This is a genomic window from Cedecea neteri NBRC 105707 = ATCC 33855, from assembly GCF_001571265.1.
GTDB lineage: Bacteria > Pseudomonadota > Gammaproteobacteria > Enterobacterales > Enterobacteriaceae > Cedecea > Cedecea neteri.
Genome location: NZ_BCTL01000031.1, coordinates 51,787 through 75,218, shown reverse-complemented (window position 1 = coordinate 75,218; position 23,432 = coordinate 51,787). Strand labels below are relative to the sequence as shown.

Sequence of the window (23,432 nt, the reverse complement as noted above, 5' to 3'; positions counted from 1 at the left end):
TGATATGTTGTTCAGCATCGCCGGATCGCATCTGCACAGCCACTCAGCAGCGGGAGCAGGCACACTATCCGGGAAGATATTTTCATTTCTTTGCTCATGCTCATGCTCATATTATCAATCCGATAATGATCATAGTTAGTTTGGGTCAACGTTATTATCCCGATCGGCCAGGGTATTCAGATAAAGGACCAGGTAGACCAGGTCTGCGGCGTCCGGGACGGTGAGATACCAGCGGGGACGGGCATACTCGTCCTCCACCGGAAATCGCGTCTGCCCGTTGACCGTCACCAGCAGGTCAATGCACCCGCCACCCTGCCCCTCCGCATGCAGGGCCACGCTGCAGCGCTGCGCCACCCGGTGCGGGTGGCAGGCGAAGCTGACCGGCGGCGTGAGGCGGGTGAGCATAGCGGCGCGCAGTGTCTGCAGGGCCTGTGCATCAGGCGGACTCAGGGTCGGGGTCCCCTGGGGCAGCAGACCGAACAGCACCGGCTCCCCGTCAGTGGGCCGCGAAGTCACGGCCGGGGTCGGCCAGGTCAGGGTCAGCATGGGGCGTTCTCCTCCTGCCCCGGGGCGGACAGGCCGCGCTGGCGGTCAAATGCCGCGGCCACCCGGATGGCCGCGTCCAGCTCGCTGCAGCCGTATTCGTCCATTATCTGGCGTCTCTCCGCTTTCTCCTCCTTCTCGGTCATCCCCAGCGCCAGATACAGGCTCGGGGGCACAGCCCGGAACAGGGCCTCGATATTCTTCGCCAGCACCACGCCCTCGGTGTAGCACCCGGACAGCTTGCGGGCAGAGAGCAGGACCGCCTCCTGCTCAGGGCTCAGGGCCTTAAAGCGACTAATCTCCTTCACCTCCTCCGGCGGCATGGTCAGGCACACCCACCATTCGGCCATGTTCAGCATCTTCCCGGCAATGTCCGGGTAATCCCTGAGATTCTGGGTCGCCAGCCACAGCCAGGCCCCGAGCTTGCGCCACATCTTCACGATTTTGGTCATGTAAGGGGCCAGCAGCGGGTTGACGGTCACGATATGGGCCTCATCCACCGTGAACACGATATCCCGCCCGGTATACTGGTCGCGTTCGGCGATGTTGTTGATGGTATTGGTCAGGCTCACCATGGTGAGTGCCATCTGCGCCTCGTAGCCCTCCCGCGCCAGGTGCCCGAGGTCAATCAGCGTGACGTCGGCCTCCGGCCACAGGCTGCCCTCCCGGTTAAACAGCTCCGCCTCAAAGCTCCCTGCCTGGGTGAACATTCCCAGCGACTCCGCCATCTCGGCGGCCCGGGCACGGCGCTGGGCATTCCGGCGTTCGCTCTCATCGGTGGAGATGGCGTACAGCGCCTGCTGCAGGTCCGAGGGCAACATCTGGCGGCCCGCGTCATACGTCAGGCGGGCTGCCACCATCAGCGCCTCGCGTATCATCGCCCGGTCAGCACGCTTCAGCTCTGCCTCCTCCTTCGCGTCCCCGCCGGTTATCATCATCCTTGCCGAGATTTCCATTTCGCCCAGGATATCGCGTTTGTCTTCATCGCCATTATCCTCGGTGATGTCCGGCAGGTCATTTTCATCCACTTCCACGCTCAGGGAGGCAAGTTCTTCCTCCACCAGGCGGTGTGCGTACGAGAACGGCGGGAGGGTCACGCCGCTGCCGGGCTTGATGCTGACCACGTGTACAGTCAGGCCGAGGCGTTTAAAGTACTGCGCCAGCAGCCCGAAGCTGTTGCCGGCCTCAGCGATAAACAGTCGAGGGCGGTGCACCGCCATCAGTTGCGACAGCAGGGCGCAGAGCGTCGCGGACTTGCCCGCCCCGGTCGGGCCGAACAGCAGGAGGTGGGCGTTCTGGCTGCGGTCGAGCCTGTTGAGCGGGTCCACGGTCAGGGTATCGCCCCCCCGGTTAAAGAAGCTCATGCCCGGGTGACCTGTACCGGTCTCACGCCCCGTCACTGGCAGCAGCCCCGCCAGGTGCTGAACCCAGGTCAGGCGGGTATACCAGTGCTTTTTGTCGGTCCGGGGGTTAAAGCACATCGGCAGCGCCCGCAGCCAGGTGTTGAGGGGGGCCACGTCGAACTCCGGCCGGACCGGCTGCAGCCCGGCCCCGAGCAACACCGTGCTGAGCGCCACGCGCTTGTGATTCAGCACCTCCACGTTGTCGGCCCGCAGGAAGAAGGTGATACCGGCACGGTAGAGCTTGTGCCGGTTGCCCAGGTACTCCTTCACCGTTTTCACATCCTGGCGCACGCGCCCGGAGTCGGTGTTCTCCCCGACGGCGTTCTTCGAAAGCCGGGTGAAGTCAGCCTCGAGCGTGTCCTGGGGCTGCACCACGATGGTCATACAGACCATCGTCCCTTCCGGAAAGGTGTCCATCAGGGCGTTGATTTTCTTTTCGCCCCTGGCCTGCTCACCGGTGAGTTGCCCCGGCTCTGGAGGCCGCCGGAGCTTTTCCACCGGCACGGCACAGTGGGCAATGTCGTCCAGCCACCACACCCCGTGCTGCACGTCCGAGCGCGGCGGGGTAAACCACAGGGTCTCCGTGAAGTCGTTCCTCACTGGCATCTCTCCCTCCGAGGTCTCCCGGCAGTCAAAGTAGCGCGCCTCCCGGTGCAGGGTGGCTTTATCCACCCACTGCGGGGCAGGGTTGAACAGGCGCAGCAGCCAGTCGTGGACCTGCGCTCCGTTCTGGCGCACGCTGATAATGCCGGCCCCGCCGAGGGCGCTGGTCACCCGCTCGCCCACCTGGTTGAGCATGGCCACCGGCGGCATCGGGTCGCGGTTGTGATCCCCCACGTAACGGTAAATCACCATGCGCGTGCGGCGCTGCTGGCCCCGCCAGGGCTGGCCGGTGATAAGCGTGTCGGTGAACAGCCCTTCCGGGCGGGCAATGCCGCGCAGATGGCGGGCCGTGACTGCCAGCCAGTCCCGGGTGAACGCCGTGTCGCGGGCGTGAGGTTTGATGTACGTCTCCAGGCCGGCAAGGTATGCGTCCACGTTGTCCTCGTCCTGGCAGAAGAACTGCACCACCCAGGGATTCTCATCGTGCTCGTCGAAGCTGTCCTGGAGCGCATCCTCCACCGTGTCGCGGATTTGCATCAGACGGTCAAGCGTTCTGCCCTCCGTGGCCACCGGGGAAATGGCGTACACCGCCCCGACCGACACTCCGTCATCGAGCAGCAGGCACTGCTCGTGGTCGAGATACTCCGCCCAGGGCAGGTAGTCCAGTACGGAAGGACCTGCCTGATACACTTTCTGTTCGGCTCCGGTATCGAGCTTTCCGGGACGCCGGAGGGCCTCACGCCCGGCAACCACGAGGGGCTCGCCTTCTCCGGCGGGCATGACAGTTTGCCCGCCACAGGTACCAACATCAGAAAAGGCTGCATCAGATTCACCCGCAGGAAAAATACCGGGGGTGACAGGTGGTACCGTTCGCGGTCGTCTGGTACGTTTTTTATCAAACAGCGGAAACAAAGTGCGCAGCATCACAGCGCCTCCGTGCGTTCACCGGGCATGGCGTACTGGGTCTGCCCGTAGAAGGAGAACACCGTGCTGTAACCCGGCACCGGTGAGGTGCCCTCCGCCAGGTGGGGGAAAATATACATCACCATGTCGGGGTTCGGCAGGCGCGGGAACTGCTGGCTGATTTCACTCGCCGCCGTGCGGGCGTAACTGTCGTCCGTGTCCGGGGCGGTCTGTTGTTCAGCGCTGTTCAGGGGGCGGCGCAGCGCCTGCCGGGCCACGGCGGTGGCCTGTGAGGCACTCCCGCTGCCGTCTTCCCCGTTCCACAGCGCCAGCATCGTATGGTCGCCAGCGGGCAGCATCTCCTCTTTGGAAGTGGCGCACCCGCTCATCAGGCAACCGGCCAGTACCAGGCAGGCCAGTCGGCCCCCTCCGCTTCTCAGGTGGGTGAATACGTGGGTAGTCGTTGTTTTCATCCTGTCGTCCTCAGTCCAGTCCGCCTTCCGCGCCCGCTTCACTCGGCAGGGTGAAGTCGTAGCGCACCTTACGGCCGGGCTCTTCATAGTCAATGTTGAGCTGGCGGGTGATGTGCACCGCCAGATGTGCCCCCGGCGGGACGTAGATGGCGTCAAACATCTGGCCATAGCGCTGCTTCACCCACTCCCCCGTCTCGTTCATGCCCCCGGCAATCGCTTTCCCCAGCGCCGCCTTGCCCGCATCCCCGGTCAGAGTGGAGGTCACCCCGCCGTAGCCGTTGGTCTGATTGGTCTGCTGTCCCTGACTCATGGCTTCGCCGGCAGCCCCCGCCGCCGACAGGCCAAACAGGGTCGGCAGATACGTGGCCGCGTTGGATTTACGGGTCCCGCTGATGCAGGGGATGCCGTCGTCATCGGATATCCAGCCAATCCCGCCGTTGGTACCGGTGTCGGTTTTGCTGCCGTTACCGACATTGCCTGTGCCGTTAGCCAGCTCCACCGGGTGCGGCAGGGTGCGCACCGTCCCGTCTGCAAACACAAAGGTGATGGAGTTCACCTGGCCGCGCACGCACGACAACGTCCAGTCCCCGCTGGCCGAGCCGGAGACCACCGCCCCCTCCACGTCCGGCAGTTCGATGCCGTTGGCCGTGAGGTTGTCCTTCCCTATCAGGATTTTGAACGGATACGGGTCGGTGACCGTCCCGTTGATGGGCACCCGCCCGAGCAGGGCGGTCATCGCCCGGCTGCCCACCAGGGTGGAATTCTCCGGCAGAGTGAAGACCGGGTGTTCGGTGGGTTTTGCCGCGGTGCCGTTTTCGGTGGTGTGGCCCTTGACCTGCATCTCGTACGCCGCCTTCTGGCGGGTGAGCGGGTTATCGTCCAGGAACGAGGTCGGGAACTGCGGGCCGGTTTTGCCGTCCGCCTGCCCGGGAAGGGCGGGCTGCTGGTCTGTGGGGCTGACCCACATCAGGCCGTCGGCACCCGCGGTCGCCTGGCCGCCCTGCGCACGACCCAGTCCATCCAGCCCCAGCCCGGACGGGATATCGCTGTCGCCGGACGCTCCCTGACCAGAGGCTGGCGAAGACGTTCCCGCGTTCGCCAGCCGGTCAGCCATCGACTGCAGCTGGCTTTTGAGCGTCTGCTGCTCATCCTGCATCTGGCGAGTGCGCTCGTCGTATTGTTTTTGCAAGCTGCTAACCGCGTCATTCACCTGGCCGACGACATCCTGCCCGCGGTGGCTCAGCTGCGTGTTCTGCTTGCGCAGGGCCTCGTTCTCCTGGCTCAGCTGCTTCTGCTCCGCCCGGACGGTGTTGAGGGAGCCAATCAGGGTGTGCAGGGTGTCCTCCGGCGTGTCACCCTCCACGCCCAGGGATTTAAGCTCGTCCGGCGACAAGTCAGCCAGGGTGCGGGAAAGCGCCGCCCGCTGCGCGTCGGCCGGGGAGGTACTGTGGGAGTCACAGCTCCGGAGCCCCACCACCACACCGCCGGCAAGCATGGCCGGGACGATGACCTTAACCAGGAGACTGGATTTCACCTTCATGGTTTTGCCCCCTTTTTCACGCGTGGGTGTGCGACAACGGGCTCAGCGATAAAAGCGGTCTCTGGCCGCCCGGCGGTGACCAGGTACAGCACAGTGGTGTCTTCCGGCGTACCCGCCGGGCCCAGCCAGCGGTGCTGAAAGGTGGCGGCCACGAATTCGCCCTGCAGCAGACGAGGATCAAGGACCAGCCTGCGGGTCTGCGTATTGCGCACCTGCAGGGCCACCACAGCGCGCGGTCCGACGCTCCAGGTGGCCAGCGGCGTTGCTGCCACGGGCTCAGCCGGATAGAGGGTAGTGATGTGGCCCGGCAAATGTGGGTTCAGGGGGTGGATACCCGGCACGGCCTCCACGGTGCGCAGCGGGGCATACAGGCTCTGGGCCGCATAACGGGTCAGCACCACCGGCAGCGGGGCGCTGTAATGCGTTTTTTTCGGCGGGGTGGCGGCGCTGCCAGTTGCACCGGATGCCCCCGTCGCCCCGGACGTCGCACTCCCTGTGCCAGCTTTCGCACCGGCCTCACGTAAATCGGCTTTACTGTCAAGCCGGGTGACGTCCCCGCTGTAAACCAGGCGTACCGGCTCGTCGGGGCCGGTCTCTGCGGCGGTGACGTCCAGCAGAATGACCTCCCCGGTCTCCACGTCCTGCAGCTGTAGCCGGGTGGTCGGGAAGGCTGTCTCCGCTTTCAGGTACACCGCCCCGCCGGTGCTCTGCACCCGCAGCTTACCGTTGAGCGCAGGGGGAAAGCCCACCCGCACGTTTTTATCCACAAACACCACCCGCTCATGCGCGGTGCTGAGTGGGATCTGCAGCGGGATACGCTCCCACTTCATCAGCTCATCGGCCTGCGTGCTGGCAGAGGCGAGGCAGGCCAGGACCAGCATCGTCATACCGGGGCGAAAACCCTGTTGAATCGGTTTCATCTTCACGGGAATACCCCCTGTTGCGCAGGTTTCGCCGCCACCGGGGCAGCCTCCAGCCGCTGCGGCACGCCGTCATAGCAGTCCAGCGCCAGACCAAACGGGTTGCGCTCGGCATCCCCGCTCCAGCGAACCACCTTCAGCGGGAAGCGCACCAGGGCGCGCTTTACTGGCTCGGCCTGAAAGTACTCGTCCGCCACCACGTCGAGGCGTACCCTCCAGCTGTCACGGTCATACACCGTCACGCTGCTGCCGTTGTAGCCCCGGCCGGGTACCTCGTAGACCACACGCACGCGGTCAGCCAGCTCCCCGCTGTCGGTACGTGTTTTCGCATCCGCCTCAAGGAAACTTTTGCAGGCAGGGGTGAGGTACGGTGAGAGCGCGGCGATTTTCGCCGGGTAGTCCACCGCCCCGTTCTTCGGCCAGGCGTTCAGCTGTTGGAAGATGTAGAAGGCGAAACTGTAAACTGTCGGCACGGGCACCTCCCACCACGGGCGGGTGCTGCCGGTGCGCAGATCCGGCGGAATATGCAGGGTCAGCCGGTCAGGGGCGCGCATCCAGCCGCCCAGGGTGACCAGCAGCAGAAGGAGCAGCACCCCGCAGGCCACCCGCAGCGTGCGAATATGCTGGTCCCGGTTCTGCAGGGCATGGCGGAAGCGGCTCATGACGACCTCCCGCTGCGGCGCAGAGACCAGCCCTGCGAGGTGATAATCAGTGATGGGTCGCCGACGCCCAGTTGCCGCTTTTTCATCGCCATCTGCTGCCAGATAAAATTCTCCGGCTTCCCGCGTTTGAGGCGCATCAGCCACTTCCCGCCAAAGCCGATGACCAGCAGCGGCGTCACCAGCATCCCGGTCGGGACAATCACCCAGCCCGCCAGAAACAGCAGGGGCAATGACCAGGCCAGACCCAGCCCCACCCCGGCCAACGCCGCCAGCCCCATCTCCGGGGCGGTGAAGCCCCGGAATACCACCGGCTCGGCATTGAGCCGGTCCGGGAGAAAACGAATCGTCTGCATCGTTAACCGCACTCCTGCGTCAGAGGATGATGGTGGCCGATTTACCCAGCAGCCAGATGACGCTGACCAGTAAAATCACACCAACCACCACGATGGCGCCGAACTTGGTCCAGGTGGCTTTTTCACTTCTCACTTCTGTGAAGGTATGCACCGCAGCAATGGCAACGTTGATAAAGGCGATGGCGGCAATCACCAGCCCGCCGAGCACGATACCGTCCTGCAAATATCCCTTGATTTGCCCCATCAGCCCGGCCCCGCCCCCACTGACAGGCGGATCCACCTTCGGCAGATCAGCCAGGGCCGGCTCGCAGGCGAACCAGCACCACAGGAGAAGGAGGCTGGCCCACCAGGCCAGCCGGTGGAAAAATGCGGTAATACGGGGACGCAGTCCGTCCTGCTGAGTCATAAGTTGCTCCGTTCAGTAAGTCTTCGGTAAAAGAGAGAGGGTCAGCTGGCGAACATCCAGATACTCACCACGATGAGGATCACAGCCCGGATAGCGAACCGCACCAGGGCGGCATGACGCACTTTTTCGTTAGCCCAGCCATTCCAGACGTCCGTCAGGGCCCAGGCGGCCCACAGGAACAGGCCCTCCACCAGAAAGCCCACGCAGGCGAGGTGCAACAGGGGAATATCAAGGTGACCCGATGCCGCGGTGAAGGCCGCCGTCTGCCCCGCCGTCATCCCCATCAGGGGCGCTCCCGGCGGTACTGCCCGGTGACGGCCCCGGTGTAGCGCGGCTGCGCCCGGGAGGGCGTGAGGTAGTGGTCTATCCCGGCCCGCACGGTGTTCAGGTCTGTGGTCGCCCGCAGATAATCGAAGTAAAAACGCCCGCGCTCAGCCGGATCGGCCTGCGCGGCGGCCACGCGGGCACGCTCAAGGGAAGCCTGAGCCTGATCAAGCAGGCGTTGGGTACTGGCAAGCTCGTCCATCTCGGACGCCTGTGCAGGCAGCGCCGCCAGCAGCGACAGGCCCAGCAGCCCGCCACAGATGACGAGGGGAAAAAGTTTGGGTGGAAGATATGGCATAGAGACGCACCTCTGCATGAAATAGGTACGTTCAGGGTGAAAGATTTGGGGCGACGGGTCAGCGAATAACCCTTTAAGCGGGAGTGAAAATTTAGGCAAAGACCAACAAAATATCACCGTGTACTTAGTGAAGATCCGCTCACAAAGTCAAAGCAGAACATTGTGAGCGGAGTAGTACAGAGTATGCTGCTTTGGGACAGCAAAACTCATCGAGGCAAAAGCCCCCACAACTACCTATTTTTATTGGCTCATTAAAGGGACAAAACCATAATGTTTAAAAATAGCTGTTGCATCAGACGTTTTCAGATAATCATAAAATGCTTTCACTGCTGCAGTTTCATGGCCTTTAACGATCGCCGCCGGATATTCAATCGGTTTGTGGCTTGCGGCGGGAAAGGTACCGATAACGATCACGCTCGAACTCACCAAAGCATCGGAACCGTATACAATGCCCAGCAGGGCTTCCTTACGCTCAACTAAAGCCATTGCAGCACGAACATCTGCGGCTTTCGTCAGTTTTGGCTCCAGCGTTGCCCATGCCCCAAGACTTTGTAGCGCTTGTTTGGCATACTTACCGGCAGGAACATGGTCTGGATCACCTACGGCAAGCTTACTCGCACCCAATAATTGGCTCCATTGGGTCTTATCGTTGATATCTGTTTTGCCTATATTGCTGGTTTTCTCAGAAATCAACACAAGATTATTGCCCAATAGCGTATGCCGGGTATTATTGGCTATTTTTTGTTTGCTAACACAATAGTCCATCCATTCCTGGTCGGCAGAAATAAATAAATCAGCAGGCGCATCTTTTTCAATTTGAAGGGCTAGCGTTGACGATGCACCAAAAGAGGGGGTGACCTCTACACCTTTCTGCTTTTGATACTGGCTGGCAATATCTTTAATAGCATCTGTTAACGAAGCAGCTGCGTAAACTCTAACGTGTTCAGCCGCCTGAGCGTGTACTGTCATTCCCGTTGCCAACACCAGTGTTAGCAGCAACTTTTTCCAGGGATATTTCATAGTTTTCATCCTTATTAAGTCTGTTGTGATTTTTATTAACTTAAGCAATGAAGGAGAAAATGAATCAGACATTACCCCCCCATATTCTTTCACCACACAAATATACAGAATGGTCTGGAGAAACTATGCGGCAGCCAATAAAGCATTTCTAACGGAAAAATTTCATTATTTGGCAACATTAGTAAGACTGGCGTATTGAGACTCGGGTAATCAGCTAAGGCTGACGCGCCACCCACTGTGGCTTGCCTGCTGACGGCGACGCCCAAAAGCCAGTTTTGGCCGCCGCTGTCCAGCCTGATTTCCGGGCTATATGTATTTCTTGAAGGAGGTCAGCGTTACCGTAATTGCCGCGCCAAACAGGAGGGCGGCAGGCAGCAGTAACAGATTCGGGTACACCGCCGCCGGCCACGCCAGATACAGCATGCACGGTACGCACAATGCGGGTTTTACCAGCCGCCGCGCATGGTGATACACAAAGCTCGATTCATATGCCGCCCCGTAACGCCGCAGATCCCGTCGGCTCAGCCCCTCAACGACGGCCACCATCGCCACCAGAACAAACAATGGCCCTGACAGCACCAGAATAATGACCCGTATCACCGTCACCCCGGTCACGTATATGGCGGCCAGCAGGTATTCATGCACGTACCCGGCAATCCCTCCCAGCCAGGCGTTCACCTGCCTTGAGATCTCATTATTGTTGTGAAGCCCACCCTGATACTGCGCGTTGATCCACGCCATTAAACCACTGTCCACAAAGGCCCACTGGTACGCACGGTTCAGCCCGCTTATCGCCGTCACCGACGGCTCTGAGAGCAGCAGGCTGCGGGTAAACTCCGCCGATAACCAGCCGCTCTCGGTTATCAGCATCCACTGGCTGTGGGCCGCGCCCTGCTCCGGCCACAGGAAGGCCATGCACAAAAACTCAATCAGCAGGCTCAGCAGCAGCGAGGAGAGCACCATCCCCACGAGCGCCCACGGCCAGCCCCACAGCACGTTGTAGATAATCCCGTGCGACTTTGGCCGTACCGGCTGGCGAGGCATGTCAGGCTGCGTCGTTGCCATCCGGACCTCCGGTGTCTGGCTCAGGGGCTACATCGGGTGGCATGTCGGCTGGGGTGTCAGGTGTGAGGGTGCCGCCCGTCCACCAGGTCTCGCTGGAGTGGTAGTTGCGCCGCATCTGCTCCGCCACCGCCGCCAGGTCTTTCGGCATCAACGGGTCATCCGGCTCGTCTGCCGGCAGCGGCATGCGGACCTTCCACAACTGACCGCCTTCGAGCAGGGCGAACGCCTGGCCTTTCGGGAGGCTCACCACATCCGCCGGCTCCAGCAGCGGGGTTTTCACCGTCCCCACCCGGTCCTGGGTGCTGGAGGTGAAGTCCTGCCCCCGCTCCGGGTCGGAGACGTCCGCGTGGCCCGAGACCAGGGTTTTGGTGTAAATCTCAACCTGCGGCAGTTGGGTGGTCAGCAGCTCGGCGGTTTTGTTGTCGCGCACGCGCAGCATAATGAGGGTGTTAAAGTTCCCGGTGACCTGGGCGGTTTTCGCCGCACTGCCGATGCGTGCCTCGATGTCGGAGGAGGTCTGGGTGTAGGCGGTCACCTGCATACCGGCCCCACCGCCCTTATTGATAAGCGGGATAAACTCATCCCCCATCAGCTCGTTAAACTCGTCGCAGTGGAGATTGACGGGCAGCTTGTCCGGATTATCCCCCGGCAGGCCCGCGTTAATACCGTGCTTGTAGATATGGCCTGTGACGCTCACCAGGTCAGCGAACATACTGTTGCCGACCGCGGTGGCCACCTCGCTGTCGCTCAGGGCATCAAGCCCGATATAAACTATCCCGCGTTTGCGTATCACCTGCTCCCAGTCAAAGATGGGCCGCGGGTCGTCCATGTCCAGGTAGTCCGGGGACAGCAGTGAGGCGGTTTTACCGGTGGTCAGTTTCTCCAGCAGCGGCAGCAGGGAGGCGACAATTTTGTCGAAGTAGGTCCGGTCATAGCGGACGGCGGAACGCAGGCCATCCAGTATCGGATCATACAGCGTTTTTCCCTCAGGCGAGCTGAGCGCCACCTCTGTCGCCCAGATTTTCAGCGCCTCCGCCTGGCCCTGCAGGTTGCGGGGCACATCCTCCTCCGTCAGGACGCCCACGCTGTTGGCTATCTGCTGCATCAGGGCCGGGAGCTGTGCCTGAACGACCTTTTCGGCGTAGAGCAGGTAGAGTTCGCTGATGTTGTTGACGTAGCGCATGATAAGCGTGTAGTCGGGCCGGTGCCCCAGCGCCACCAGGGCGCGGGCGATGATGTTCACGAAACGCCAGGCAAACTCCCGGAAGGCCGCCGAGTTCCCCTCCCCCGACAACTGACCGGCGACGCGGGAAGCCACCTCGGAGACGCGCCCGAAGCGCCCCACGGCGTTGTAGCGGGCCGAGAGTGCCGGCCAGCCCAGATGGAAGACCGTCAGCACATCCCCGCGCCCGGCGCGGTGTGCCTCCGCCCAGACCCGGCGGAACAGGTCGGCATCGCCTTTGGGGTCAAACACAATGGTGATGTCCCCCCGCCGGATATCCTGGGTGATAAGCAGCTCGGCCAGACGGGTCTTGCCGACACGGGTGGTACCCATCACCAGGGTATGCCCGACGCGTTCCCCCAGCGCCATGGTAACCTCCCCCTCATCCGGCTCAATGCCATGCAGTACCGCCTTTCCGCCCACAGGCGGCAACGGGCGCACCGGGTTCAGGGGCGAGTCGATGCTGAGCAACCGGGTGAGCCAGGGCAGGCGGTATTCGCAGCGGTTCTCCAGCTGTCGTGCAGCGCGGTACAGGGCCGCAGGCTGCACATAGCTCTCCACCTCCGGGCGCAGGGTGTCCTGCAGGCGCTGGGTGTGCTTCTGAGTCCAGCGGAAGCCTTTCCCCAGAAACAGCCGCCGGTGACTCACCGGGATATCCCGGCTTGCCATCACGTAGCGCGGCAGGCGACGGAGGTTGCGCCGGTAGCGCAGCACCTTCATGCCCTGACGCAGACGCACCGCCGACAGCACCGCAAACCCACCGGCGGTCACATAGCTGACCGAGGGCGCCAGGGCCACCGCCCAGGGGGCAGCCACGCAGACATATGCCGTCACTCCGGCCGCCACAGCTGTGTTGAGTTCCACCGCCGGGCGCAGCAGGGCCTCCACCACGTAGCGGTCACTCATCGTGTTCTCCACTGCCAGACCTTCACCATCAGGCGAAGCAGGACGGTAACTGTCAGCACCTGAATATATACGCCCAGGAGGTGGCTTTCCTCCCCTCCTGCCAGGCCCGCCGTCAGGACCAGCATCGCCCGGGCGATATCCCACAGGCCAAAGACCATGGCTGGCCAGAAGCACAACACGGTCCAGCCCTCTGACAGCAGGGCGTACAGCGTGCGCCCGGCAAGGGACAGTCCTGAACAGACGGTGTTAGCGGCATCTCTCATTCATGCATCTCCTTGTATTCTTAGCGTTGTTTAAAATATCGATGGGGGGATGTCGCCCGGTAGCGGTGACGACGACGCAGGCTCGCCCGTCTGCGACGTCGCCGGACCAGGGTGCACAGAAGGCAAGCCAGCCCACTGAGCAGAGTCAGGAAAATCATCCCCGGATTCAGGAGCAGCAGCCCTGCTATCTGCGGCACAGGCATTACGGGGTTACCTGCTGTGACAGCCCGGTGTCGGTGATAAGCACCGGGTAGTGCTCCAGCCGCAGGCGGCGGGCCAGCTCGCTGCCGCTGGCCGGGGCCATCTCCACGCCCTGTGCGAGTTCCCGCAGGGCCTGCAGGTTCACAACAGTCGTCACGTTCACCACCATCCCGACGGCATGGCGCGCCGCCAGCACGGCGGCATTACGCACCAGCCAGGTCCGGGAACCCGGATCCTCCCCGACCAGGAACAGCGCCCCGATACCAGGCAGCTGCAGCGGTCGGTCACTGACCGCCCCGGGCGTCAGCTCAGGGGTCGTCACTGGCAGCATGGCGGCTTCGTCCTGCCCGGGCGCTGTGGCCGGGGGTAGCGCCTGCGGCGTGCCATCCTGGCGGTTAATGCTTCCGTAAAATGGCGCCGCATCGGCCCCGCCCACGTCGGCTATCACGTGCAGGGCGGCGGCGGTCAGGGCCGGGAAGAGCAGCACGCTCAGCAGCCCGGAGAACAGAAAGGAGCGGGAAAAGGACAACATCTTCATCGGGATCTCCGGGATGCAGGGACCGGAGTAAGCTGGTCAAGCTTACGGGTCACGGTGGCGGTGTAGGTGGCTGCGGGACGTCCCCCGGCCGGATGGTGGTAACATCCGGTGGCGGCGAGCCAGCTGCCAGGGTGATTGTCCCAGCAGCGGCGTAAAATCTCTGCCGCCGCACTGAGGTTGCGGTAAGGGTCAAACGCCTGCCAGGTGGAGGTGAAATACCCGCCGTTCCAGCCCAGGTTGACCTGGGCTACCCCCACGTCGATATGCTTCAGGGGTGTGCGACGCATAAACCCCTGCAGTGCCTGCCAGGCCGCCAGCCGGGTGGAATAGCGGTAGCCTCTCCCCTCCACGTTAATCGTCCACGGCCAGGGACGCTCACCCCGGGGAAAGGTGGCAGAGGACTCGGTCAGCGCCAGGGAATATAGCGCCTCCGGCGGGACCTGATGCGCCTGCGCGATGCGCTGGTAGCCGTCGGGGACGGTCTGCGGGTGTGCCGCCAGGCTGCTGCCCGCCAGGGCACACCCGAGGATGAGGCTCAGTACGCGGCGATATGCCATCCGTCACTCTCCTGCTGCAGTACCACCGGCATCAGGCCGTTTCCCACCCGCATCCAGAGCCCGCCGCCGTGGTTGAGCGTCATCGAATGCTGGCGTACCCGCTCCGGCGGGATACGGTGCGCCCCCGCCCACTGGCGCAGCACGGCGTCATCTCCCCGGCTGTCCACCAGGTAAATGTCCACCGGCCGGGGGTCGGCCAGCACCGCCGCCAGCCGGGCATCGCACTGCGTGCAGTCCTTCGCCCGGACAAACAGCGCCAGCCGGCCCCCGGTGTCGTGGGTAATCCCCGCTGAGCTGCCTATGCTGACCGGTAGCACCTGCGGGTAGAGCCGCTGCCAGGCGGCGTTCACTTCCCGCTGAAAACGCAGCTCTTTCTCCGTGCGGGCAAATTCGGCCCTCACCCATTTGTCGGCGTACTCCCGCCGCTCGGCATCGCTCCGGGCCTCAATCCCCAGCACCGAGAGCGGGTCCAGCCCCGGAGACTGGATACCGCGCGGCCCCGCCATCAGGTCCCGGTAGCGCTGCATTGTCTCCGGGCTCAGGCCCCACTGTCCGGCCTGCTGCGTTGCCGCCTGCACCTGCGTCCGGGTCATGCGGCTGTTCTCAACCGCGGACGGCTGCGCTGCGGCAAAGGTCGCGTTAACGCTCCCGCACAGCAACAGGCCAGCCAAGCCGACAGAACGAGAGTATTTCATCCTCATCTCATTGCTCACTTTTCAGGGTTAACCGGCGCTGGCCGGAACAGAACTGCGCCTGATGCGGGTCAACCTCAACCAGCACCCAGCCCATAAAGGTCTCGCCGGGGCCCGTCAGTTGCACCTGCGACAAGTGGTCAAAACCACGGGGAGCCACCGCCGCCAGCAGCCGTGCCCCGCGCCGTTCGGTACCGGTCAGCACGAAGGGGGCTGACTGTGCCAGGATGGACCGCCCCTTGCGGGCGCGGGGAGCGGGTTTTGTCTCCGGACGGGCAGCGACAGTCTGAGGGTGTGGCATGACCTGAACCTTCGCAGGCACAGGGACAGATGCCGGAGAGGCCTGCAGATGTGCCACCCGGTCACTGAGCGCCTGCTCCTCCTGGCGAAGCTGCGCTATCTGCGCGGCCATCTCCGGCGCGGTCTGCGGACGACGCGCCAGCGAGGTCATCTCCCCCGTCACCTGGTTCAGGCGGGCCTCCAGTGCCCCGGTGCGCGTTGTCTGCGCCGAAAACGAGGCCTGCAGCAAGGACAGGGCCTCGCGGGGGGGGAATGTGCTTTGCGTCGCCTCCAGCCGGGCCAGCCGTGTGGCCTGCTGGGACAGGGCGTGCAGCGTCACGCCGCCGGTGACCAGAAGCGTCAGGGTCACCAGGCTGATACCGGCGACACGCCAGAGACTGCGGGACTGGGGCTTCACTGCCGGAGATAAGGGGATCAGGTCGCTCATTTTGTCAGCCAACGTGTGTGCGGGCGGGTCTGCTGAAGTTGAGGTCGCGCAGGCAGAAGATGAGTTACCGGCAGCCCTGCTGGCACGGGATGAACCGGCACAGGCACAACGGCCGGAGCCGGGGCCAGTTGTGTCGCGGGCAGCTGATAGCCATCGCGCAGGCTGTGACAGACCACGCGCTGCACGTCGTCCACCTCCACCTGCCAGGCCGGTCCAGCCATCACCTGCAGGGCAGTGCGCAGCCGCATGGGCCCCAGTTGATACTGCACGCCCGGCAGCGGCTGGCGGTAGAGCACGCCGTTGGCAGGCCCCGCGGCACAAAGCGCATAGCCGGACTGGCGCAGGGCATAGCGCAGCGCATCCGCGATGGTCGGGTGCAGGGACGCCGGAATGCGGATATCAATAATCTGGGCGAGTGGGTCACGCTGCGTCGCCTCCGGATCGGTACTGACCAGCAGGTATCGGTCATAGCGCACCACTTCCGGGGTCAGTTCTTCGCTGTCCGCCACAAGCGGCCGGACGTTGCGCGTGACGGTCACCGAAGGCAGGGGCGCTGCCGGGGCACGGGACTGAAGGGGCTGGGGAACATGGCAGCCCGCCAGCAGGATGAGCGCGAGCGTGGCGGCGACGGGGCGTATCGGGTGAGCCATAGAGAAGGGTATCCTGTTCAGTGAAAAACAGGCCTCACTCTGCGGTGCCCACAGGGGCCCCTCAATTAACAACTCTATTTTACGCGGGCAAAAAAAACGCTGACTGACGTCAGCGTAAGTAATGAATCAGACCTTCAGGCATGAGATATACGACCGAAGGTATGCACAATGGAGTGAAGTCATCGGCATAAAAAACCCTTTTTTCTGCATACTTCCGACCGTGGTCAGTTCGCGTACGGTCGCGCCCATCAGCGGTACGCCTTACAGGCAGTATACTGCTGACTGCGCCATGCCATATCCGAACCCCATAAAAGGGATGTCGTCGTCAAAATCCATCGGTGCACCCGCACTGATACCCGACGGCGTTGACACCGTGCCGGATGTGACTGGCCCCGATCCAAGCAGGCCTGCCTGTTGGGGTTTGCCCTGCTCACCACGGGTCGGTTGTGCCGGTGAGCCGGCCGGGCGGCCACCCAGCATCTGCATTGTGCCACCGGTATTGACGATAATCTCCGTCGTGTAGCGATCCTGACCGGACTTATCCTGCCATTTTCGCGTCTGCAGCGCGCCCTCAATATACACCTGAGCGCCCTTGCGCAGATATTCGCCGGCCACTTCGGCCAGCTTGTTGAAAATCACCACCCGGTGCCACTCCGTCTTTTCTCTTTGCTCACCGGTGGCTTTATCCCGCCAGGTATCAGAGGTCGCCAGGGACAGGGTGGCCACACAACCTCCGCCCGGTAACCCGCGCACCTCCGGATCCTGCCCAAGATACCCGAGTAATAACACTTTGTTTACGCCGCGCGATGTCATAGTCAGTTCTCCTTTATGCCCCCTGGCGCTGCGTCCAGGTACTGCCCTGCAGTGCCTGCTCTGCGGCCTGACGCGTTCTGAAATATTCTTCAGATTCGCGGGAGACCGGGCCCGCATCATTTACGGTGCCGATGTAATAGCCACGGCTACTGCGGAGAATTTGCAAAGGTAAGTGAAAACCTGACGCGGCGGCCAGAATGCCCGTTGAATGCATCATCGAAGATTTCCTTCATAAGAAAACAGACCGCCCTGACGGAAGGTCTGTTATTCAGGTGAGTTAAGGATGAAAGCCGCTCAGAATGAGTTCTCTGCGTAGGACGGCTGCGCCGCGCCATTCTGGGGCGGCAGGGAGTCAGACTTCTCGGCTTTAAAGACCATCTCTTGGCCGATTTTTACCCAGTCCACCTTGATCAGGCGGGCCTTGAGGCTGACGCGCTGTTCGCCGGCATGTTCGCCCTTGTTCAGTGTGAAGATATCCGTCGAGGGGTGGCTGAGCGTGAACCCCAGTAGCACCTTTTTGTCCTCATCCACCGCTTTCTGACATCGGTTGATAAGGCTGCTGGCCTCCTTTCCGGCCACGGTGACGTCAAAGCGCACGTAGGACGGATTGTCGGTGGCCCCGCTGAGCGCGTTGATCACACAGCTGATAAACGTCCCGGTCTGGGCGCTCACCTGGCGGATATTGCTCAGATAACCCAGCCCTTTGATATTCAGGTTGAAGTAGTCGCTTCGCGGAGACTGAGCAGGGGTGGTGGATTGCGGTTGTTGGGTCGTGGCAGTCATGATGTGTTTCTCCGTGGTTAAAAAAGGCTCGGCAGAGAAACGCATCTTCCCTGGCGGGAAATGGTTTCCCGTCGGGGTGTCAGGGCCGGGGCGCTGACAGGGCTGAATGGTAAAAGGGAACCTTCATCACCGGTTGGGGTGATATCCGTTCTCAAAGGGTAAACGGATGTACCGCCAGAATACTGGCTGCCTCTTTCAGGCTGCGAGGCGATTTGATCACCCGAAGGCGTTTCTCTCAGATCGGTGAAACATTGGCTGGTAACCACCCGAAGGCGCTTCTCTCAGGTTACGGAAGCATTGGCTGGTTGTCGTGAGACAACGGATAAGCCTGCTTATTTTTAAACCTGTCACCTCGGCTGTCAACGACACGGGCCAGGTAAACTCGGTATTGTTCCCCGAAAATAAAAACGGCACTGCGTATCAGCAGTGCCGCGGGGCCCACACCGGGACCAGGGGTATGTGTTCAGCGTGACTCCGGGGAGGTTCTCAGGCTCCCGGCGCGTTTTTCACGGAGCGTCTGCGCCTTGCAGCCCCACCGGATGTGAGGGGCGGACTGCCGCACTGTCGGCCAGACCAGCCCGTTAAGTGGCCCGTCCGCCCCGCAGTGGCGGGGGTGTGTACATCAAAGCCCTGTCACCCTATCACAACGCTGTCCGCCCGCGCTACCGGGTAGCCAACGGCCAGGGTGAAAGATTTCCGGCAGGTCAGGTTCCTGAAGCCTTTTTACGCCCTTTCCCCTTCCCACAGGGTTTACTGCCCTGCGCATTCGCCACGCCCTTGCACTCAGGGTATTTCGCACAACTGTAGAAATCCCCTTTTTTCCCCTGACGTTTTCGGGTCATCCCCCCGCAGACCGGGCACGGCGGGGTGACCGGCGGGGTCAGGCTGATGGCCTGAGTGCGACCCCGCTCGACAAGATGTGACGTCCACTGCACCTGCTTCTGCATAAACGCCGCCAGCGTCATCTGCCCCTGTGCGATATCGTCCAGCGACTGCTCCCACAGGGCGGTCATCCCCGGGCTGGTCAGCGTCTCCGGCAGGGCAGCAATCAACTCCCGCGCGAGCGGAGTGGAAATAACCGTTTTGCCCTTTTTCACCAGATACTCTCGCTTAAACAGCGTCTCCAGCAGGTTCGCCCGCGTGGCCTCGGTCCCGAGGCCCGCATTGTCGCGCAGGACTTTTTTCAGCTGCGGGTCCGTCACGTAGCTGGCCGCGTTCTTCATCGCCGCAATCAGGGTGCCCTCGGTAAACGGCTGCGGCGGTCGGGTCTGCTGCGCCTTCACCTCAGCCCCGGTGACCCGGCAGACAGCAGACTGACTCAACGCGGGCAGGGGTGTCACCTGGCTGCGCCTTATCAGCGGCAAACAGCACACGCCACCCAGGCACCACCTCCACCCGGCCCCGGGTGCGGAACAGCTGGCCGCCGATGTTGAACGTGGCGTCGGTAATGTCCGTCTCCTGCAGGGGCAGGAACTGCGCCAGATAGTGCTGGCGAATCAGCTGATACACCTTCCGCTCTTCCTCCGACAGCGCCGCCATATCGCATGCCTGGCGGGTGGGAATGATGGCGTGGTGGGCGGTGATTTTTTTATCGTTCCAGATACGCGACACAAATGCCTGGTCAAGGGTGGCTACCACCGGGGCTATGGCCGGGTCAGTTTTTACCAGGGCAGCCATCACCGCCGGGACCTCCCCGCGCATCGAGACCGGCAGATACCCGCAGTCGGTGCGCGGGTAGGTGGTAACCTTGTGGGTCTCATACAGCGCCTGCGCAATGCCCAACACCTGATTCGCGCCCATGCCCCATTTCCGGGAGCAAACCTCCTGCAGCGTGCCAAGGTCAAACCCCAGCGGAGCCGGTGTTTTCTCCCGCTTCCTGACCACCCCGGTCACCACCGCGCTTCCCGTCTGGCGACACAGCTGCGCCACGGCCTGCGCGACGGATTGCTGCACGCAGCGCCTCTCGTCGTCGCAGTAGCTGGCCGCCGGGACCCAGGCCGCCCGGAAGCGCACCCCGTCCTTTTCAAGCTGCGCCAACACCTGCCAGAAGGGGATGGGGACAAAATTTGCAATCTCATTGTCCCGGCGCACCACCAGGGCGAGTGTGGGGGTCTGCACCCGCCCGACAGAAAGCACGTCACCAAAACCCAGTTCGCGGGCTTTAACGGTATACAGACGGGTCATGTTCATGCCGACGAGCCAGTCCGCCTGCGAGCGGCCAAGACCCGCCTGATAAAGCAACGCCGTTTTATCACCGGGCAGCAGGTTGTCGAGGGCCCGCCTGACGCTGGCTTCGTCCAGCGCTGACAACCACAGTCTCTTTACTCCCCCCGAAAACTGGCAGTGATCCAGCAATTCACGGGCAATGACCTCGCCTTCCCGGTCAGCATCAGTAGCGATCACCACTGCATCCACCTGTTTAAGCAATTTATTAATCACCGCAAACTGATCCGCCGTGTCTTTCTTGACGACCATTTTCCAGCGCGGGGGAAGAACAGGTAAAGACTCCGCTTTCCAGGGCGAACCATACTGTTCACCGTACGCATCGGGTGGCGCGTTTTCCAGCAGGTGCCCAATAGCCCAGGTCACCGTCGTTCCCGGCCCGGATATATAGCCCTGGCCGCGCTGTGACAACCCCATGACGCGGGCAATATCTTTAGCCTGCGACGGCTTCTCGCACAGGTACAGCGTCTGAGCGGTCATGCATCAGGATCCGATGATTCAGCCGGGCCGTTACCCTGAGCCACGGGGCGCTTCGCTTCGGTCTCTGCCACAGCAGGTAAGGCATCAGCGGGGATCACACCGCGAAGCGGCGGGGAGAAACTGGAACGAACCGCCCCTGACATAATGGCCTCATCGGGTATTCCCAGGCGGGACACCGCATCAACCCCTCGTGGAGTCTGGTTAAGAATATCGGCCCGGGTGACGTCAACGCGCGGCCAGCTGCGCAAAATGCCATAAATTCTGCGCACCAGATGCCCGCCCTGATTCAGCAGGCCGTCCCGCCGTTGGCGGGATATCAGGCCGTAATGGTGCGCCTGAAAGGCTTTCATCGCCATCTGGTCATAGCCAACCAGCAGCCAGACGCAACGATAACCCAGCGGGGAGCGACTGAACACGCCGATATTCAGGGGGTTAACCGAAGCGATAGTGGTCAGTGAAATTTGCGACGGAATGGCACTCAACACAGTCTCCAGTTCACTGACTTTCACCTGGATTTGCGCCGAGGCCTGCGTCAGCGCCTGCTCAAGCTGAACCATCACGGCATCCGCATAGGGATTATCGGCGGCAGAATCCTGATAGATCCTGCCCGCCGCATGGATGACCTGCGGCATACTGGCAATGGCTGACCGCCCTGCCCTCTCCCCCTTTGTTCGTTTCTCCTCCTGGCGTCCAGCCCAGAGTCGGATCGCGTAGTCGGAATGTAGTTCAATGCTGAGCGATGATTTTAGCGCGCCGGCACGCCGGGCGCTGGATTGTGCGTTCTTTTCTTCTGCCATCGTGGACCCCTTACCTGACAAGGCGTTAATACGTCTATAGATGAAGGGTTATCATCCGAAACAGAACGACAGGCGCTCAATTCAAAACCCATTTTGCCCTCACTGAAAAAAACAGTAAAAACAAAAACTCTTCGCATCGGGCTTGGCTTGTCTGCGACCCCAGGCAACTGAACTGCCGGTAAGCCGGGAAAAGTAAGGGCGGTCTGGCAGCGCAAGGGAATGGGGAACATAGCCACCAGTACCGCCCCTGCGGAGCGGGCTTCGGCGAATCAACATCACTGCGGGCCAATATCGCTCAGCCGCATCGCCTTCCATGCCCTGCGGGCATAGCACAGAGCGACTCACTGTACGGCCTTACGATGCATTCCTCAGTTCAAAGGCATATCCCTGCTAACTAGCCGACACAGCAGTGCTGTCTGTTTTTTAATCGCTGCTGGCACTGCCAGCGACGTATATTTTTTAACCAACCCCAGCAGCATCCACACGCTGCGGCCATTCAACGGTAAATACAACTGGCTGCTATAGACGGTGTAGCGGTCTTTAAAAAACACCATGATAATCAGGTCGAGATTCACGGCCGGGTTGCCGCCCTTGTACCTCACCGGCACCTCTGGTAACCGTTTCTAGATATAATCCAGATCAAAATCCTTCAGTTCCATCATTATTCTTTATTGAGTTGCCAGTGTGCCGACCGCTCCGGCACCAAGTACTGCCGCCAGAGCTTCCCACGCAGTGATCGCCAGACGTACAATCAGCAAAAAATACTCCAATAGTGGCTTTCGGTATGCCCAATTAAAGGCAAAAAAGCCTCGTACATAACGAGGCTCTTATAAAAATTATCAAGAGAGAGTCTAACCCACGAAAGCGTTTCGCCGCTGAAATCTATTGGAAATCTGATTTTTTCTGACAAGTTTTCCGTCAAACTGTTTCTCTATACGTTCCTTTATCCGCCTCAGTCGAAGATTGATATGCCCTTCGCTCGAGACTTTCGCACCTGTTATAGCCATGATTGCTTTAGCTGCGAGGAACTCCTCTTCGTAACCATCACACGTGTAGATTAAAGTTTCCAGATTCCTTGGCTCAACGAAGGCAAAAACATCTTTATGTAGAGCTGAGCTGGTTTTCTTAAATTCTTCTTTGTCATTGAGGATTTCGATTATCTTTTTTAATTTTGGTGTTTTGATATCTTCAGGGTTGATCTGGCATGCCTCGTCATATGCAGCCGACAGGACCTTCACCTTATTCATTAACCCAATGATTTCATAGCCATATGGCAGATTCTTTACTTTACCCAAAGAACCTGACGCCCATTTAGCTACACCACCATCTGCGTATCCGTCTTGCACATCAATTTTCAGCTCCCAGTTTTTTGAGCACTATCAATAAAGCTAAGGACCGCATTTGGAAAATGCTTGTGAACCTGGTCGAGTTTTACTCTGGTATCAATAATTTCTTGTCGCAAGCATGACAGCTCATCACTGATACTCATTTTATTTTTTCTATATTCTTCCAACTTATACAAGGCGATCTTTCTATCAATTTCTTTTCGAACACGCTTTCGTTCAAGTGCAAATGATTTATCCGCTTTGAAATAGTTACGGGCACAGTGACCACCGATTAGAACTTCTAGCCCATCATTGGTTACCCCCAGCCAGCCGCTTCTATGCTTTTGATAGCAAATTCCCTTGTGGCCTTTAACCTGGCAAATAACATCTTCATCCAATCGGTACTCACCAACTAGTGTATGGAAGTTCTCAGGACTGATTTCACATTCAGGGGAGTAGTGCGGGCGTTTTTCTATATCGACGAAACTGGAAAAAAACTCTGACTTTTCAGCCATTGACCCACCTTAGTTATTAATAACCTGTTTTAATACCCAGCCTGTACAAATATACAATCCAATAATCATCTGATCAATGATGTTTTTATGTGCAGAACGAGCATGAGCAAAGACTATAATTGTGTAAGGAGAAATCACTTAATAATATGTAAATTAGAATTATTTTTCTGAAATTCAGGACTCCTCTCTTCTGTAAGAGCCACATCCAGACCTTCTTGACGCTTAAG

General features: G+C 60.8%; 26 protein-coding genes and 1 pseudogene. All 27 read right to left on the bottom strand.

Going from position 1 to position 23,432, the window contains the following annotated elements; genetic code table 11:
• Positions 1 to 135: 135 nt before the first annotated feature.
• The 27 genes and pseudogenes from CNE01S_RS14190 to CNE01S_RS25745 all read right to left on the bottom strand — a co-directional run bounded on the left by CNE01S_RS14190 (position 136) and on the right by CNE01S_RS25745 (position 23,205).
• Positions 136 to 546 carry a hypothetical protein gene (locus CNE01S_RS14190; RefSeq protein WP_061276943.1) on the bottom strand — a complete coding sequence of 137 codons (411 nt, stop codon included), beginning with the start codon at positions 544 to 546 and terminating at the stop codon, positions 136 to 138.
• Entirely contained in the window at positions 540 to 3,329 is a 2,790-nt protein-coding gene (locus tag CNE01S_RS14185) for a conjugative transfer ATPase (protein ID WP_082763224.1), read from the bottom strand. The genes CNE01S_RS14190 and CNE01S_RS14185 overlap by 7 nt, the downstream gene beginning before the upstream one ends.
• Positions 3,330 to 3,472: 143 nt before the next feature.
• A complete protein-coding gene (locus CNE01S_RS14180; RefSeq protein WP_082763222.1) occupies positions 3,473 to 3,925 on the bottom strand; it encodes a TIGR03751 family conjugal transfer lipoprotein in 453 nt (150 codons plus the stop codon).
• Between the two features lie 10 nt (positions 3,926 to 3,935).
• Positions 3,936 to 5,465 carry a TIGR03752 family integrating conjugative element protein gene (locus CNE01S_RS14175; RefSeq protein WP_061276942.1) on the bottom strand — a complete coding sequence of 510 codons (1,530 nt, stop codon included), beginning with the start codon at positions 5,463 to 5,465 and terminating at the stop codon, positions 3,936 to 3,938.
• The gene (locus tag CNE01S_RS14170) at positions 5,462 to 6,352 is read right to left on the bottom strand and encodes a TIGR03749 family integrating conjugative element protein (RefSeq protein WP_245874491.1); all 891 of its coding nucleotides are present in this window, start codon (positions 6,350 to 6,352) and stop codon (positions 5,462 to 5,464) included. Before CNE01S_RS14170 ends, CNE01S_RS14175 begins: the two co-directional genes overlap by 4 nt.
• Positions 6,353 to 6,387: 35 nt before the next feature.
• On the bottom strand, positions 6,388 to 7,047 hold the full coding sequence (locus tag CNE01S_RS14165) for a PFL_4703 family integrating conjugative element protein (RefSeq protein WP_061276940.1): 660 nt from the start codon (positions 7,045 to 7,047) through the stop codon (positions 6,388 to 6,390).
• Positions 7,044 to 7,400 carry a TIGR03750 family conjugal transfer protein gene (locus tag CNE01S_RS14160; RefSeq protein WP_061276939.1) on the bottom strand — a complete coding sequence of 119 codons (357 nt, stop codon included), beginning with the start codon at positions 7,398 to 7,400 and terminating at the stop codon, positions 7,044 to 7,046. Before CNE01S_RS14160 ends, CNE01S_RS14165 begins: the two co-directional genes overlap by 4 nt.
• Before the next feature lie 19 nt (positions 7,401 to 7,419).
• The gene (locus CNE01S_RS14155) at positions 7,420 to 7,806 is read right to left on the bottom strand and encodes a TIGR03745 family integrating conjugative element membrane protein (protein WP_082763221.1); all 387 of its coding nucleotides are present in this window, start codon (positions 7,804 to 7,806) and stop codon (positions 7,420 to 7,422) included.
• A gap of 41 nt (positions 7,807 to 7,847) precedes the next feature.
• On the bottom strand, positions 7,848 to 8,090 hold the full coding sequence (locus CNE01S_RS14150) for a TIGR03758 family integrating conjugative element protein (protein WP_082763220.1): 243 nt from the start codon (positions 8,088 to 8,090) through the stop codon (positions 7,848 to 7,850).
• Positions 8,090 to 8,428 carry an integrative conjugative element protein, RAQPRD family gene (locus tag CNE01S_RS14145; protein ID WP_061276938.1) on the bottom strand — a complete coding sequence of 113 codons (339 nt, stop codon included), beginning with the start codon at positions 8,426 to 8,428 and terminating at the stop codon, positions 8,090 to 8,092. Before CNE01S_RS14145 ends, CNE01S_RS14150 begins: the two co-directional genes overlap by 1 nt.
• A gap of 240 nt (positions 8,429 to 8,668) precedes the next feature.
• Positions 8,669 to 9,448, bottom strand: a complete 780-nt coding sequence (gene modA / locus CNE01S_RS14140) for a molybdate ABC transporter substrate-binding protein (RefSeq protein WP_061276937.1) — start codon at positions 9,446 to 9,448, stop codon at positions 8,669 to 8,671.
• A 306-nt stretch (positions 9,449 to 9,754) separates the two neighbouring features.
• Positions 9,755 to 10,513, bottom strand: coding sequence for a TIGR03747 family integrating conjugative element membrane protein (locus CNE01S_RS14135; protein ID WP_061276936.1), 759 nt, complete (start codon positions 10,511 to 10,513; stop codon positions 9,755 to 9,757).
• Positions 10,494 to 12,641, bottom strand: coding sequence for a type IV conjugative transfer system coupling protein TraD (gene traD, locus CNE01S_RS14130; protein WP_082763219.1), 2,148 nt, complete (start codon positions 12,639 to 12,641; stop codon positions 10,494 to 10,496). The genes CNE01S_RS14135 and traD overlap by 20 nt, the downstream gene beginning before the upstream one ends.
• Positions 12,638 to 12,904 (bottom strand): hypothetical protein, encoded by a 267-nt coding sequence (locus tag CNE01S_RS14125; protein WP_061276935.1) that lies wholly within the window; start codon positions 12,902 to 12,904, stop codon positions 12,638 to 12,640. Before CNE01S_RS14125 ends, traD begins: the two co-directional genes overlap by 4 nt.
• 202 nt (positions 12,905 to 13,106) lie before the next feature.
• Complete coding sequence (locus tag CNE01S_RS14120; RefSeq protein ID WP_061276934.1) at positions 13,107 to 13,643, bottom strand: integrating conjugative element protein; 537 nt, start codon at positions 13,641 to 13,643, stop codon at positions 13,107 to 13,109.
• Positions 13,640 to 14,200, bottom strand: a complete 561-nt coding sequence (locus CNE01S_RS14115; RefSeq protein WP_061276933.1) for a lysozyme family protein — start codon at positions 14,198 to 14,200, stop codon at positions 13,640 to 13,642. The genes CNE01S_RS14120 and CNE01S_RS14115 overlap by 4 nt, the downstream gene beginning before the upstream one ends.
• Entirely contained in the window at positions 14,179 to 14,901 is a 723-nt protein-coding gene (locus CNE01S_RS14110; protein WP_061276932.1) for a TIGR03759 family integrating conjugative element protein, read from the bottom strand. Before CNE01S_RS14110 ends, CNE01S_RS14115 begins: the two co-directional genes overlap by 22 nt.
• Before the next feature lies 1 nt (position 14,902).
• Complete coding sequence (locus CNE01S_RS14105) at positions 14,903 to 15,631, bottom strand: hypothetical protein (protein WP_138089298.1); 729 nt, start codon at positions 15,629 to 15,631, stop codon at positions 14,903 to 14,905.
• Positions 15,616 to 16,269 (bottom strand): PFGI-1 class ICE element type IV pilus protein PilL2, encoded by a 654-nt coding sequence (pilL2, locus tag CNE01S_RS14100; RefSeq protein ID WP_072279145.1) that lies wholly within the window; start codon positions 16,267 to 16,269, stop codon positions 15,616 to 15,618. Before pilL2 ends, CNE01S_RS14105 begins: the two co-directional genes overlap by 16 nt.
• Positions 16,270 to 16,530: 261 nt before the next feature.
• Positions 16,531 to 17,082: a single-stranded DNA-binding protein gene (gene ssb, locus CNE01S_RS14095; protein WP_061276930.1), complete on the bottom strand. Its 552-nt coding sequence runs from the start codon at positions 17,080 to 17,082 to the stop codon at positions 16,531 to 16,533.
• Between the two features lie 13 nt (positions 17,083 to 17,095).
• The gene (locus tag CNE01S_RS14090) at positions 17,096 to 17,299 is read right to left on the bottom strand and encodes a hypothetical protein (protein WP_061276929.1); all 204 of its coding nucleotides are present in this window, start codon (positions 17,297 to 17,299) and stop codon (positions 17,096 to 17,098) included.
• A 77-nt stretch (positions 17,300 to 17,376) separates the two neighbouring features.
• Complete coding sequence (locus CNE01S_RS14085) at positions 17,377 to 17,865, bottom strand: STY4534 family ICE replication protein (protein WP_061276967.1); 489 nt, start codon at positions 17,863 to 17,865, stop codon at positions 17,377 to 17,379.
• Between the two features lie 704 nt (positions 17,866 to 18,569).
• Positions 18,570 to 20,568 (bottom strand): annotated as a pseudogene (locus CNE01S_RS14080) (DNA topoisomerase III).
• Positions 20,565 to 21,365, bottom strand: a complete 801-nt coding sequence (locus CNE01S_RS14075) for a PFL_4669 family integrating conjugative element protein (protein WP_072279144.1) — start codon at positions 21,363 to 21,365, stop codon at positions 20,565 to 20,567. Before CNE01S_RS14075 ends, CNE01S_RS14080 begins: the two are co-directional and overlap by 4 nt.
• Positions 21,366 to 21,733: 368 nt before the next feature.
• Positions 21,734 to 21,940: a hypothetical protein gene (locus tag CNE01S_RS26060; RefSeq protein WP_138089299.1), complete on the bottom strand. Its 207-nt coding sequence runs from the start codon at positions 21,938 to 21,940 to the stop codon at positions 21,734 to 21,736.
• Positions 21,941 to 22,216: 276 nt separating this feature from the next.
• The gene (locus CNE01S_RS25750) at positions 22,217 to 22,711 is read right to left on the bottom strand and encodes a hypothetical protein (RefSeq protein WP_245874338.1); all 495 of its coding nucleotides are present in this window, start codon (positions 22,709 to 22,711) and stop codon (positions 22,217 to 22,219) included.
• A gap of 8 nt (positions 22,712 to 22,719) precedes the next feature.
• Positions 22,720 to 23,205, bottom strand: a complete 486-nt coding sequence (locus CNE01S_RS25745; protein WP_245874339.1) for a hypothetical protein — start codon at positions 23,203 to 23,205, stop codon at positions 22,720 to 22,722.
• Positions 23,206 to 23,432: the final 227 nt, after the last annotated feature.